Origin of the sequence: Catellatospora sichuanensis (genome assembly GCF_007483665.1) — a bacterium.
In the GTDB taxonomy this organism is placed as follows: domain Bacteria; phylum Actinomycetota; class Actinomycetes; order Mycobacteriales; family Micromonosporaceae; genus Catellatospora; species Catellatospora sichuanensis.
Genome location: NZ_ML660188.1, coordinates 209234 through 222613 on the forward strand (window position 1 = coordinate 209234; position 13380 = coordinate 222613).

At 71.8% G+C, this 13380-nt stretch carries 9 protein-coding genes; 4 read left to right on the plus strand and 5 right to left on the minus strand.

Annotated features, from left to right (window positions below; genetic code table 11):
* Positions 1 to 138: 138 nt before the first annotated feature.
* The gene (locus FLL47_RS09855) at positions 139 to 1935 is read right to left on the minus strand and encodes a bifunctional metallophosphatase/5'-nucleotidase (RefSeq protein WP_144120141.1); all 1797 of its coding nucleotides are present in this window, start codon (positions 1933 to 1935) and stop codon (positions 139 to 141) included.
* A gap of 149 nt (positions 1936 to 2084) precedes the next feature.
* Between FLL47_RS09855 and FLL47_RS09860 the strand changes: the two genes are divergently transcribed.
* A complete protein-coding gene (locus tag FLL47_RS09860) occupies positions 2085 to 2525 on the plus strand; it encodes a VOC family protein (protein WP_144120142.1) in 441 nt (146 codons plus the stop codon).
* 44 nt (positions 2526 to 2569) lie between these two features.
* On the opposite strand, the gene FLL47_RS09865 is transcribed toward FLL47_RS09860, so the two are convergent.
* Positions 2570 to 3592, minus strand: coding sequence for a hypothetical protein (locus tag FLL47_RS09865; RefSeq protein WP_222106014.1), 1023 nt, complete (start codon positions 3590 to 3592; stop codon positions 2570 to 2572).
* A 228-nt stretch (positions 3593 to 3820) separates the two neighbouring features.
* On the opposite strand from FLL47_RS09865, the gene FLL47_RS09870 reads away from it, so the two are divergent.
* Positions 3821 to 7018 carry an ATP-binding protein gene (locus tag FLL47_RS09870; protein WP_144120143.1) on the plus strand — a complete coding sequence of 1066 codons (3198 nt, stop codon included), beginning with the start codon at positions 3821 to 3823 and terminating at the stop codon, positions 7016 to 7018.
* Between the two features lie 52 nt (positions 7019 to 7070).
* Here the strand turns inward: FLL47_RS09870 and FLL47_RS09875 are convergent, their stop codons facing one another.
* From FLL47_RS09875 to FLL47_RS09885, 3 genes are all read right to left on the minus strand, one after another.
* The gene (locus tag FLL47_RS09875) at positions 7071 to 7919 is read right to left on the minus strand and encodes an ABC transporter permease (RefSeq protein ID WP_144120144.1); all 849 of its coding nucleotides are present in this window, start codon (positions 7917 to 7919) and stop codon (positions 7071 to 7073) included.
* 67 nt (positions 7920 to 7986) lie between these two features.
* Entirely contained in the window at positions 7987 to 8976 is a 990-nt protein-coding gene (locus tag FLL47_RS09880) for an ATP-binding cassette domain-containing protein (RefSeq protein WP_144120145.1), read from the minus strand.
* A 162-nt stretch (positions 8977 to 9138) separates the two neighbouring features.
* Positions 9139 to 11058 carry a family 43 glycosylhydrolase gene (locus FLL47_RS09885; RefSeq protein ID WP_144120146.1) on the minus strand — a complete coding sequence of 640 codons (1920 nt, stop codon included), beginning with the start codon at positions 11056 to 11058 and terminating at the stop codon, positions 9139 to 9141.
* A gap of 253 nt (positions 11059 to 11311) precedes the next feature.
* Between FLL47_RS09885 and FLL47_RS09890 the strand changes: the two genes are divergently transcribed.
* A complete protein-coding gene (locus FLL47_RS09890; RefSeq protein ID WP_144120147.1) occupies positions 11312 to 11986 on the plus strand; it encodes an esterase/lipase family protein in 675 nt (224 codons plus the stop codon).
* Between the two features lie 260 nt (positions 11987 to 12246).
* On the plus strand, positions 12247 to 13371 hold the full coding sequence (locus FLL47_RS09895; protein WP_144120148.1) for a DUF6183 family protein: 1125 nt from the start codon (positions 12247 to 12249) through the stop codon (positions 13369 to 13371).
* Positions 13372 to 13380 lie beyond the last annotated feature (9 nt).

Genomic DNA, 13380 nt, shown 5'->3' on the forward strand with positions numbered 1-13380 from the left:
CCCCCAGGCTGCGGATCTCGACGCGCCGTCGACGGCTGGGACCACCGGCGACGCGAACCGTGCCGCGTGCGGTGTGCCGGTCGTGAGACATCGGCACACCGCACGGGACCAGCCCTCGTACGTGACGCGGATCCGGGATCAGAAGACCGGGACGCCCTCGCGCACCAGGCGCCAGTTCTGCTGGAAGAAGTCGGCCGGGTCGATGGAGCTTTTGGCCTGCGCCCAGTCGATGAGCAGCTGGCGGATCTCCTGCTGCTCGTTGTAGACCTGCGTCTTGACGATGCCGGGGAAGCCGCCGCCGCCGCTGCGCCGGTAGTTGTTCACCGCCACCACGAACTGGTCGGTGTCGGCGACCGGGGTCGTCGTACCGGCGTGGTTGAGGACCGTGATGCGCTGGCCCACCGGCTTGCTGATGTCGATGTCGTAGTCGACGCCGGAGAACGTGTCGTAGTTGTAGTCCGGCACGCCCGGCTCGCTGATCGCGGCCGGGTCGACCGGCGCGCCCGGGGCGAGCGTCCGGAAGTACTTGGCCGAGAACTCCAGGTAGGCCCGGACCTCGGCGCCGGTGAGCACCACAGCCTCGAGGGTGTTGTCGTAGATGTACAGCCCGGCCAGGTCCTTGATCTTCACGTCGCCGGCCGGGAACAGCGCGGTACGGCTGAACGGCGCGGAGATCGACAGCACCGGCAGCCCGGCCTGCGGGGTGCCGACCATGGCCGCGGCCACCGTGTCGGTCTGCACCTTGTTGATGAAGTCGAGAATGGGGGTGTCGACGTAGCGGGACTGCTCCGCGGACAGTTCCACCACCGAGGTGGCGACCACCTGGTTGATGTAGGCCACGGTCTTGTCGTGCTGCGCCTTCACCGCAGCGACGACCTTCGGGTCCTCGACGACGGTGTTGGTGTTCAGCATGGTGGCGTGCTTGGCGGTGACCTTCCAGCGGCCGCGCTCGCGGCTGAGCGTGAAGTCCATCCGGGTCACCCGCTGGCCCCACTTGGACGGCTCGGTAAGCAGCACCAGCTCGCCGGTGGTCTCGTTGGCGACGAACTTCTCCACGACCTCGTTGTGGGCGTGGCCGAACAGGATCGCGTCGATGCCGGGCACCTGCTGCGCGATCAGCGCGGTCGGGTTCTCGTTCGGCAGCAGGTCGCCGTAGCTGGACACGCCGTTGTCACCGCCGTGCGCGGAGATCAGCACGATGTCGGCGCCGTGGTCGCGCATGATCGGCACGTACTTCGCGGCGGTCGCGATCATGTCCTCGAAGCGCAGCTTGCCCTCGACGTTGGCCTTGTCCCAGATCGCGACGCCGGGGTTGGTCAGGCCCAGGATGCCCACCCGCAGCGAGGGCGCGCCGTGGCCCAGCGAGACCTTCTTGATCACGTACGGGGTGAACGCCGGCTTGCCGGAGCGCGCCTTGACCGCGTTGGCGGCCAGCGCCGGGAAGCCCAGCTGGCGGATCCACAGGTCCAGCAGCGGCAGCCCGTAGTTGAACTCGTGGTTGCCCAGCGTGATGGCGTCGTAGTCGATGACGTTCATCGCGCGGGCCATCGGGTGCCGCTCGCCCGTCGACGTGATCGGCTCCTGCTTGGCGTAGAACGTCGCCAGCGGGGTGCCCTGGATGGTGTCACCGGCGTCGAGGACCAGCGTGGCCTTGCCCTTGCGCTCGGCACGGATCTGGTTGACCAGGGTGGCCACCTTCGCGACGCCGACGTCGTTGTGCGCGCTGTCGTCGTACTCCTTGTCGCGGTAGTAGTCCCAGTTGAAGACGTTGCCGTGGGTGTCCGAGGTGCCGAGGACCGTCAGGTCGTAGGTCTGCGGCTGCCCGTGCCCGGCCGCCTGGGCCGGGGCGGCGGCGACCAGCGGTCCCGCGACGACGGCCGCGGCAGCGCCGGTGAGCAGCTGCCGCCGCGACGGCATACCGGAGGGGGAGGTCATGTCTCGCGCCTTTCCATGGGGGTCGCGCCCGGTGGGGCGCCGCCCCGCACCCTAACCAAACGGGTGAACCCGTGCCAGCCGATCGACGAAGATCACAACCTTGACACGAGTGGCCCACGCGCCGGCCGAGGCCGGGTTACGGTGCACCGATGGAGCAGCGCATCAGCATCGTGACGCTCGGGGTCGCGGATCTGGCTCGGGCCCGGGCCTTCTACGAGCGGCTCGGCTGGCGGGGCCAGGAGATCGAGCAGACCGTGTTCTTCCAGACCGGCGGCATCGCGGTGGTGCTCTGGGGCCGGGACAAGGTCGCCGCCGACGCCGGTGTCGCGGACCCGGGCGGGGACGGGTTCGGCGGTGTGTGCCTGGCACACAACGTGCGCACCCGCGCCGAGGTCGACGAGATCATGGCCGTCGCGGCCGAGGCCGGGGCGGCGGTGACGAAGGACGCCCAGGAGACCTTCTACGGTGGCTACGCGGGCTTCTTCGCCGATCCGGACGGCCACGTCTGGGAGATCGCCCACAATCCGGGCTTCACGCTGGGCCCGAACGGAGAGCTCGTACTGCCCGACTTCGACCGTCCCGCGGACTGACCTGCCGCGGCCGGACGCGGTGACGCGCCCGGCCGCGCCCGGAGTCAGAAGGCGATGAACCCGTACAGGGCGAGGTGGTTGGACTTCGTGCTGCCGACGGTGTGGCCGATGGGCGAGGACTGCACGGTGCCCCTGATGAACAGGTAGTCGATCTTGCTGGAGCCGTTGGTCGCCTTCGTGCCGTAGCCGTTCATCCCATACGTGCTCAGCGTGCTCGCCGGGATGCCGGTGCGGTTGGCATCGATGCCGACGATCCGGATCGTGGAGGCGTTGAGCAGGCTGGTGGCGTCGGCGCCGAGGTGGATGCCGGTGCTTCCGATGCCCTTGTCGCCGGCGCCCGCGCAGGCGTTCTGCCGGTTCTCCTGCGGCAGGTGCATGGTCGCCACGAACACGCTGGTGCCGGTCGCCTTGACGGTGAAGCGGGCGGCGATGGCGCTGGTGCGCTTCCACTTCCACTCGTTGGTGCTGCCGTCGTCGTTGTTCGGCGGCTTGTACAGGGTGCACCCCGCACCGTTGCCGTAGGCCGTGCCCGGCTTGAGCCAGCCCGCGCTCCAGTACGCCGACACGTCGCCGGCGGCCAGGCTCAGCCGCTGCGTGTTGTAGATGATCCCGTTGGTCTGCTTCTTCTTCAGGTCGCCCAGGGACTGGTCGTCGCACCGGTGGGTGCTGCCCCACGGCTCCGGGTCGTCCCAGACCACGATCGCCTTGTACGTGCCCGCCGGGTAGCCGAACTTCGCCGACAGCTGGTCGGCGTAGGCGGAGGCCTGCCCGGTGCCGCGCACCTGCTGCACGATGAGGATGTCGGGCGCGACCACGCCGGCCGTGCCGGTGCGCCCGGCGTCGTCGACCAGCATCGAGGTCAGGTGGTCCGGGCCGGAGATCCGGGTACACGAGCCGTCGGCGTTGTTGGTAACCAGGTTCTCGATGTTGTTGTTGTAGACCCGCAGCACCCGGTCCGCGACCGCCGCCGCCGGGGCGGGCGAGGCCGGGCTCGGCGCGGCCGACGACGCGGCGGGGCTCGCCAACCCCGCGGCGATCAGCACCGCCGCCAACCCTGTGACCTGCACGAACCTACGATGACGAACCGGCATGGGGCTTCCTTCCCACCGACGGACAGCCGACCGGCTCACGATGACGGCATTGCCTACATTCGCCCTACATCGGCGCTACAGGCACGCGACCGGGACGAAAGTCGCCGGTGACCCGCGGCATCACCGTGGCGATGTCCGGGGTGGCGGATAACCTGGTGCCCCGATGGGCATTCACGGCACGGCGACGGACCACGCGGGGGCGGCATGACCGCGGGGCTGATCGGGCGTGCCCACCCGTCGGCGCTGCTGCGTGACGAGGTCGCCCGTGCGATGGCCGGGCACGGCGGGCTGGTGCTGGTCGCCGGGGAGGCGGGCATCGGCAAGACGTCGCTGCTCACCACGGCGATGGCGCAGGCCCGCGCCGCGGGGGCCCTGGTGGTCGCCGGAACCTGCTGGGACGGCGACAGCGCGCCCGGGTTCTGGCCGTGGACGCAGGTGCTGCGGGCGGTCCGCCGCGGCGTCGGCCAGGCCGACTGGGCGGCGGCGCGGCAGGCCGCCGGGCCGGGCCTGTCGGTGCTGCTCGGCGAAAGCGGCCCGGACGACGGCCTGCCGGCGCTGGACGGCGAGTTCCCGCTGTTCGACGCGGTCACCACCGCGTTCGTCACCCTGTCGCAGCGCCACCCGCTCGTGGTGAGCCTGGACGACCTGCACTGGGCCGACGCGGCGTCGCTGCGGCTGCTCCGGTTCGCCGCACAGCACACCTGGTCGGAGCGGGTGCTGCTGCTCGGCGCATACCGCGACGTCGAGGTGGAGGCGGCCGGCCACCCGCTGCGGGAGCTGATGCTGCCGCTGTCGGTCAAGGCGACCACCGTCACGCTCACCGGGCTGGGCCGCGACGAGGTCGCCGAGCTGATGGCGCGGACCGCCGGGCAGGCCCCGGACCCGACCCTCGCGGCCGAGGTGCATCGGCGGACCGGCGGCAACCCGTTCTTCGTGGAGCAGACGGCGCGGCTGTGGCACAGCGGCGGCGGCGCGACCGCGGTCGCGCCCGGGGTGCGTGATGCACTGTCCCGACGGCTGGCCCTGCTCCCGGCGGACGTCACCAGGCTGCTGTCCGCGGCGGCGGTGCTCGGCCGGGAGTTCCCGCGACCGGTGCTCGCGGCGACGGCCGGGATCCCCGCGGCGGAGGTGGACCGGCTGCTGACGCAGGCCGAGGAGGCCCGCCTGGTCGCCGCACTCGGCGCGGGACGGTACGGGTTCGCGCACGACCTGGTCCGCGAGGCGCTGCACGACGGGCTGGCCGAGCCTGCCCGGCAGGAGCTGCACGCGGCGGTGGTGCGAGCGGCCGAGGCCGCACCGGAGCTCGCCGGGCAGGTGCTGCCGGCCGACCTGGCCCGGCACGCGTACCTGGCGGGCCCGCTGGTGGAGCCGGAGGTCGCGGTCGCGCGGCTGCTCGCGGCGGCCGCAGATGCCGGTGACCGGCTGGCCACCGACGAGGCGATGGCGCACTACCGGCGCGCGCTGGCGCTGGTGCGCGAGCCCGTCCGGCGGGTACGGGTGCTGATCGACCTGGGCCGCAGTGTGTACCACCTGGGCGACAAGGACGAAGGCTGGGAGCTGTTCGAGCAGGCCGCCGCGCTGGCCCGGGACACCGGGGACGGGGAGCTGCTGGCCTGGGTGGCGCTCATCGTGCACCGGCACGGCCGCAACGGCGACGCGCACACCGGGCTGCGGCAGGGGCTGCTCCGGGACGCGTACCGGGCGCTGATCGGCGACGGCGCGGAGGCCGCGACCCCGGCGCAGCTGGCGCAGAGCCTGATCATCCGCACCGAGGTGATCGCCCGCGACGGGCGCGACGACGAGGCGCTGATGTTCAGCCTGTGGGCACGCCACGACATCAGCTGGGGGCCCGGCGGCGCGCGGGAGCGGGAGGCGCTGACCGCCGAGATGGAGGAGGTCAGCCGGCGCTCGGCCGACACCGGCACCGAGGCGCTGGCCGCGTCGTTCCGCTGGGTGGCGCTGCTGGAGATGGGTGACCCGGCCTACCTGGACCAGGTGCGGGCGTTCGTGGCGGCGGCCGAGCGCGACGGCAGTCTGCGCATGCGGATCTCGCTGCTGGTCGACCAGGCCGTCGTCGACACCGCGCGGGGCCGCTTCGCCGAGGCCGAAGACCTGCTGGCGCAGCTGCGCACCAGCGAGGGGCATCCGCACGCCGACTTCACGTTCATGCAGTACCACCTGGAGTGGGCGCTGGCGATGCAGCGCGGGCAATTCACCCAGGCGGAACGCCTGCTGGCGCAGCTCAACGCACAGGACCACCCGTACCTGCCGCTGGTCCAGGCGATCACCGCGGTCGAGCGCGGAGACACGGCCACCGCGCTGCGGCTGGTGGCGACCGCCGAAGCGCTCAGCGCGCACGACCCGTACCCGACCTCGGTCACCCGGCTGTGGCTGCGCCTGCGCGCCCAGCTGGCGGCGGCGACGGCGGATCCGGACCGGTGCGCGAGCGCGCGGGAGGCGCTGACGCCGTATCGCGGCGAGTGGGCGGTGTCGCTGTGGGGCTGTGACGTCAGCGGCCCGCTGGACTTCTGGCTGGCCGAGGTCGACGCGGCGGCGCGGCGCTGGGACGATGCCGTGGCCGGATACACGGCCGCAGCCGAATCGGCCGACCGGATGCAGGCCCGGCCGTGGGCCGTGCGGGCCCGTGCGGGCCTGGCCCGCGCTCTGTCCGGCCGGGGCGCGACGGGTGACGCGCAGACCGCCGCCCGGCTGCGGGACGAGGCCGTCCGCGAAGCCGCCGCGCTGGGCATGTCGCACCTGTCCGTGGCCGCCCGAGGTGCCGGTGCGGGCGACGTGGCGAACGCGCCCGTCGGCATGGACGGCGAGGTCCCCGGCACCCGGCCCGGGGACGCCGCCGCGTACGAGTTCCGGCGGGAGGACGCCACCTGGCGGCTGCGGTACGCGGGCCGCACCGTGCACCTGCCCGACGCCAAGGGCCTGCGCGACCTGCACGAGCTGATCAGCCACCCCGGCGCGGACATTCCGGCGGTCGAGCTGGCCGACCCGCCGGGCGGCGCGACGGTCCTCGCGGCCCGGCGGATGGGCGCCGACCCGGTGCTCGACGAGACCGCGAAGACGCTCTACCGGCAGCGGCTCGACCAGCTCGACGACGAACTCGACGCCGCCGCCCGGCGGGACGACGCGGGACGGCGGGCGGCGCTGGAGTCCGAACGCGAGGCCCTGCTCGCGGAGCTGCGGGCGGCCGCGGGGCTGGGCGGGCGCACCCGGCGGCTCGGCGACGACGCCGAGCGCGCCCGCAAGGCGGTCACCGCACGCATCCGCGACACGCTGCGACGGCTCGACGAGCTACACCCGGAGCTGGCCGCGCACCTGCGCGCGAGTGTCTCGACCGGGAACGCATGCGGCTACCACCCGGACACGGCTCTGCCCTGGCGGCTGTGAACGCCGCCAGGGCAGACTTGTCAGCTGCGGCGAGGAGCACCGCCGGGGGCCGTCACTTGCGGTTGTACCGGTGCATGGTCAGCGCGCCGAACACCGCGGTGCACACCGCGCTCGCCACCAGCACCCACGTGATCGCCCCGGCGTCGGGAGCGCCGGCCATCACCGAGCGCACCGCCGCGACCAGGTGGGTGATCGGGTTGACGTCGACGAACGCCTGCAACCAGCCGGGCATCGTGAGGGGTTCGACGAACACGTTGCTGAGGAAGGTCAGCGGGAACAGCACCAGCATGCTGACGCCCATCACCGATTTCTCGCTGCGCAGGATGAGGCCCAGCCAGGTCCAGATCCAGGAGAACGCGAACGAGAACACCACCAGCAGGCCGATGCCGGCCAGCACGCCCATGACGCCGCCGCCGGGCCGGAAGCCCAGCACCAGACCCACGCCCACGATGACGACCGCGGCCAGCACGTAGCGCAGTACGTCGCCGAGGATCATGCCGACCAGGGCGGCGGGCCGCCATACGGCCAGGGTGCGGAAGCGGTCGAAGACGCCCTTCTCGATGTCGGTGTTCAGGCCGACCCCGGTGTACATCGTGATCATGACGACGCTGGTGACCATGATGCCGGGCAGCAGGTACTGCAGGTATTCGCGCGGCGAACCGGCCAGCGCGCCGCCGAACAGGTACGTGAACATCAGCGTCATGATGATCGGGAACATCGTGACGTCGAACAGCTGCTCGGGCACGTGCTTGATCTTCAGCATGGCGCGCCAGCCGAAGGTCAGCGACGCCGACACCGGTCCGGGCCGCCTCGGCTTCTCGCCCGGTGCCAGCACCGCGGCGATGGTCTCGGCCGACGGCGTGTAGGCCGTCGTGTCAGGTGCGACGGTCGTGGTGCTCATGCCTTCTCCTCGCTGCGCTCGTCGGCGGCACGGTTCTGCGGCCACATGATTCGCTCGCTTCGCTCGCTCATGCCTTCTCCTCGTTGCGCGCGGCCTTGTCGGTCAGGGCCAGGAACACCTCGTCGAGGCTGGGCTGGCCGAGGGAGAACTCGTCGACGACGATGCCCGCCCCGGCCAGCTCCGCCAGTGCCCGCGAACCCGCTGCGGCGGCGTCCACCGCCGCACCCGAGCCGCCGACCCGCGCGGTCAGCGCGACCGGGTCGGCCTCCTGCTGCACGGTCGTGTCCAGCACCTTCGCCAGGATGCGCTCCGCCTCCGGCCGCTGGGCGGCGTCGCGCAGCCGCAGGTGCACGGTGCCCGCCCCGATCGAGGACTTGAGCTGCCCCGGCGTGCCCTCGGCGATGACCTTGCCCTCGTCGATGACCGCGATCCGGCCCGCGAGCTGGTCGGCCTCGTCCAGGTACTGCGTGGTCAGCAGCACGGTGGTGCCCTGCGCCACCACCGCCCGGATGATCTCCCACACCTGGTTGCGGCTGCGCGGGTCCAGGCCCGTCGTCGGCTCGTCCAGGAACAGCAGGTCCGGGGTGTTCAGGATGCTGGCGGCGATGTCGATGCGCCGCCGCATGCCGCCGGAGTACTTCTTCACCTGCCGGTCGGCCGCGTCGGTCAGCCCGAAGGCGGCCAGCAGCTGCGCGGCGCGCTCGCGGGCGGCCGGTTTGCGGTAGCCGAGCAGCCTGCTCAGCAGGATCAGGTTCTCGGTGCCGGTCAGGTCCTCGTCGACGGACGCGTACTGGCCGGTCAGGCTGACCCGGGTGCGCACCGCGTCGGCCTCGGTACGCAGGTCGTGCCCGAACACCCGGGCCTCTCCCCCGTCGGGGCGCAGCAGGGTGGCCAGCATGCGCACCGCCGTGGTCTTGCCCGCCCCGTTGGGCCCGAGCAGTCCGTACACCGTCCCGGCGGGGACCGCCAGGTCGAGCCCGTCCACCGCCCGGGTCTTGCCGAATGTCTTGACCAGCCCGGATGTCTCCACCGCCAGGCCGGTTCGGTTCACCGCCATCAGATTCCTCTCGTCCACCACGTCATCGGCCGGATCGCACGGTGCACCGACCCCGCCACCCTGATGGCGCCAGACGCCCCGCCAGATCAGATCTGGCGGGGCGTCCGCGCCGCCGTCATCGGGTCAAACCGAGGACCCGCGGCTCGTGGATGCGGGTGGCGGTCAGCCGAAGGCGCGCAGTTCGTAGATGCGGGTCGCGATGTCAGTGTTCTGGGTGGGTGTGACAACGTTCAGCCGGACGTAGCGGCCGCTGACGCCGACCGGGTGAGTGCTGGTGGCCGCGGTGTTGGCGGTGGCGCTGACGGCCTGCGTCCAGGTCACCCCGTCGGCGGACACCGAGATGGTGAACGCCCTGGTGTTGAGGCTCGCCGACTCACCGCCGGCCTGGGCGTGCGCCACCTCGAACCGGTTGATCGCCCGCACCGCGCCGAGGTCGACGCGCAGCCAGGCTCCGGTGACGGCCGAGCAGAACTTGTCGGTGTTGCCGCCGTTGACGGTGCCGTTCACGGCCTTCTCCGGGCCCTCCGCCGCCTGGCACGCGGTGGTGCCGGTCGCGGGGCGGCCCTGTGCCAGGTTGGTCCCGACGCCGACCGGCGGGCTGACGGCGACGTTGTCGAAGGCGGCTGCGGCGTTGAACACCCGCAGCCCGGTCGCGCCCGTCGGGTAGGTGCCGTCCGTGACGTTGATCTTCGGGGTGGTCATGTCGTCGACGTACACCTTGAGGGAGGATCCGACCGCCGTCACCCGCAGCCGGTAGGTCGTGCCCACGGCCACGGTCATCGCCGTGGCCTGCAGCTGAGTCCAGTTGTTGTTGACCCGGCCGAGCACGACCCGGCCCGCGGGGCTGATGCCCGCGTAGTAGCCGGTGTAGTTGTCGGCGCCCGTCGCCGCGTTGGTGACCCGGAAGACGAGTCCGGCGTCGCCGCCGCCCGAGGTGACCGCGACATCGGCGTCGTAGGTGAAGTTGCCGAAGTTGGTGTCCAGCAGGGCCTTGCCGCCCAGCGAGTTCGCCGCCGTGTAACGCCCGCCGGTCGCCGACCAGGAGCCGCCGAAGGTACGCCAGCCCAGCGCGTTGTTGTCGGCGAAGTTGTCGCGCACCCGCATGGTCACCGGGGCGATCGTGCCGTCGGCGTTGAAGACCATCCGGTCGTACGCGAGCTGCCGGTGGTTGCCGTCGGTCTCGCTGAGCGGGCGGCGGTGGTAGACGATGTACCAGGTGTCGGTGCCGGGGATGTTGACCACGGAGTTGTGCCCCGACCCGCGGGCCACGGCCGCGTCCTGGGCGAGCACCTTGCCGAGCCGGGTGAACGGGCCGAGCGGCGAGTTCGCGATGGCGTACGCGACGGAGTAGTCCGGACCGGTCCAGCCGCCCTCGGACCACATCAGGTAGTACTTTCCGTTGCGCTTGAACATCTGCGGGCCCTCGACGTAGCCCGCCGGAGTGATCTCCTTGTAGACGCTGCCGTCGGTGTGCGTGCCGAGGCTGATCATGTCGGCGTTCAGCTTGACCACGTTGGCGTGGCCCCAGCCGCCGTAGAACAGGTAGGCCTGGCCGTCGTCGTCGATGAAGACGTCCTGGTCGATGGGCTGCGCCCCGTTCTGGAACTGGGCGATGAGCGGGCGGCCCAGCGCGTCGGCGTACGGACCCTGGGGCTGGGTCGCCACCGCCACGCCGATGCCGCCGAGGCTGGCGTTGTTCTGGATGTCGTTGGCCGCGAAGTACAGGTAGTACTTGCCGTTGCGCTGGATCGGCGCGGGCGCCCACATGGCGTACGACGCCCAGGAGACGTTCGCCTTGGTCAGCACGTTGGCGTGCTTGGTCCAGTTGACCAGGTCGGTGGACGAGAACGCGTCGAGATAGGTCTGCTCGGCGTAGCTCTTCGAGGTGGTCGGGAACACCCAGTAGCGGTCGCCGTAGACGATCGTGTCGGGATCGGCGTACCAGCCGTCGGTGAACGGGTTGCCGGCCTCGCTGGTGGTGTAGTCGGGCGGTGCGGCCGTGGCTGCGGGCGCGCCGAGCAGCGTGGCGGCGAGGACCGCGACCAGGGTGGTGGCGGCGATACGGCCGGGGCGGTTGCCCATCGGCTCTCCAATCAGTGGGTCAGGCCGGCTTCGTTCACGTTCAATCCCAAATCAACGAAACCGAACACATGGGAACGAGAGTGGCCGCCGTACCACCGGCCACCAATATACGTCCACACATGGCGATGCGACGATGCGGCGGGTGGATCCCGGGTGCCGCAGGCGAACCGGCGATTACACCGATGCAGACGGCGGGGCGGCGCTCCGATGCTCGTTGGCACCACGCAATTCGTCCCCACGGAGGGCTCCCTCAATGCGTATCCGCCAACGTCTCATCTCCGTCGGCGCGGCCATGGTCGCCGCCGCGGCACTCGTGGTCGCCCCGGCTGCGCCCGCGAACGCGGCGACCAGCACACCGGTGATCTTCGTGCACGGATTCATCGGCAACTCGTCGAACTGGACGACGGCGCTGTCGGTCTTCCGGGCCGGCGGTTTCACCAACCTCTACACCTACGACTACAACTGGGCCGGCTCGAACCAGCTCAGCGCGGCCGGGCTGCGGGACAAGGTGAACCAGGTCAAGGCCCAGACCGGCGCGTCGAAGGTCGCCATCGTGAACCACTCGATGGGCGGCCTGGTCACCCGGTGGTACCTGGAGGAGATGGGCGGTTCGGCCAACGTCAGCCACGTCGCCTCGATCGCCGGCGCGAACCACGGCACCACCTATGCCGGCGCGTGCCTGATCAACGCCTCGTGCATCGAGATGTACCCCGGCTCGCTGTTCCTGATCGACCTGGCCGACGGGGACGAGACGCCCGGCACCGGCAGGTACCGCACCTGGTACTCGGCCTGTGACGGCATCATCATCCCGTACACCAGCACCCGGCTGGACGGGGCGACCAACACCAACGTGCTGTGCGAGACCCACCTCGGGTTCCTCACCAACACCAGCGTGCTGACCCAGATCCGCGGTTTCATCGCGGCCTGACCGGCACGCCGACGCTCCCCGCCCCGGGGGCGGGGAGCGTTGGCGTGGCCGTTCGGAACGTCGATCGAGACCATGCCCGCGTGCAGCCGTTCCTCGGCAGACATCCGCCGCCCACACCCTCTCCGACCAGCCGCATCGGACTGTCCCCCCGCCGGTGACTCCTCCATATTAGAGGCCGGGCTCCGATTCGGTCGGCCCGCCATGGGGCGGTGCCGACCCCGCCCGGACCGGCTCGTCGATGATCGCTTTACGCTTGCGCGATGACGGATCGCATTTCGGACATCGTGACAGGGCTACCGCAGCTACGCAGCGTGAACGACCTGTGGCACCTGGCCGAGCGCCGGCTGGCCGCGGGCGATGCCGCGTTCCTGGGCGACCTCGGCGTCGCGCTGACCGAACGGTACGGTTCGGAGACTCGCGACGTGTGGCAGTACGGCTCGGTCATGGACCAGCTCCTGCGGCTGCTGGCGCTGACCCCGGGTGCGGCGAACGTCGCCCAGGCCGCACGACTGGCGGGCGGGGGCGGCCGGGCGCGGACCCGGTACACCGCCGTGCTGCTCGCCTGCGGGAAGGCGCCCGCAGAGCTGGCCGGCGTGTTCTCCGGCGGCGGCGTGGGCGGAGGCGGCACGGAGGAACTGCGCGCCTGCCTCGTGCACGAGCTGGTACTGCGGGGGGTATGCCTCGACGAGACGCCGGCGATCGCCCGCTGGGCCGCGTCACCGCACTGGCGGCACCATCCGCTGGGCAGGCTGCCCCTGTCGCTGACCGCGCTGGAGGCAACGCCGCCGATGCCCGGCTACCACCTGTCGGGCAGCAGTCACGGCATGCCGGAACGGCCCGCGGGCGGGCACCGGATCCAGGCCGGAGCCGAAAACCCCGCGCTCGACGTCGTCGAGGTCACGACCGCGGAGGACGACGAGGCGATCGGCGCGGCGGTCGCGGGCTGGTTCGCGCACTCCAACGGCCGCCACGAGGCACGCGTCTACGAACTGGCCGGACCGGCGACGCCCGAGGACGTCGCCGCCGTGCTGCCCACCCTTGACCTCGCCTGCCTGCGCGATGCCGATCCCTTGCCCGGGCTGGTGCCGTGTGCGCCCGAGGCCGTGTGGCGGATGCTGTTCGTGTCCGCTTCCACCGGCGGGGCGTACGGCGGCGGCGAGCACGGCGCCTACGGACGGCTGGCCGCGTGGCGGTCGCTGGGCGGGCTGGCCGGCTGCCCCGGCGACGACCCCGCGGAGATCGAGCCGATGGCGCTGGCCTGCTCGTGGTTCGGCCTCGACCCGTTGACCGGCTGGTTCGCGGACGTGGCCTGGGACGTGACCGCCGTCGCGCTGGGGCCCGACCGGCGTCGGCTGGCCGTACTGGCCGCCACCGACACCGACTGACACCGTGTG

What these genes read in the sequence shown, in the direction of transcription:
- FLL47_RS09855 (WP_144120141.1), bottom strand. Translation starts at nt 1,935, where the DNA reads ATGACCTCCCCCTCCGGTATGCCGTCGCGGCGGCAGCTGCTCACCGGC.
- FLL47_RS09860 (WP_144120142.1), top strand. Translation starts at nt 2,085, where the DNA reads ATGGAGCAGCGCATCAGCATCGTGACGCTCGGGGTCGCGGATCTGGCT.
- FLL47_RS09870 (WP_144120143.1), top strand. Translation starts at nt 3,821, where the DNA reads ATGACCGCGGGGCTGATCGGGCGTGCCCACCCGTCGGCGCTGCTGCGT.
- FLL47_RS09875 (WP_144120144.1), bottom strand. Translation starts at nt 7,919, where the DNA reads ATGAGCACCACGACCGTCGCACCTGACACGACGGCCTACACGCCGTCG.
- FLL47_RS09880 (WP_144120145.1), bottom strand. Translation starts at nt 8,976, where the DNA reads ATGGCGGTGAACCGAACCGGCCTGGCGGTGGAGACATCCGGGCTGGTC.
- FLL47_RS09885 (WP_144120146.1), bottom strand. Translation starts at nt 11,058, where the DNA reads ATGGGCAACCGCCCCGGCCGTATCGCCGCCACCACCCTGGTCGCGGTC.
- FLL47_RS09890 (WP_144120147.1), top strand. Translation starts at nt 11,312, where the DNA reads ATGCGTATCCGCCAACGTCTCATCTCCGTCGGCGCGGCCATGGTCGCC.
- FLL47_RS09895 (WP_144120148.1), top strand. Translation starts at nt 12,247, where the DNA reads ATGACGGATCGCATTTCGGACATCGTGACAGGGCTACCGCAGCTACGC.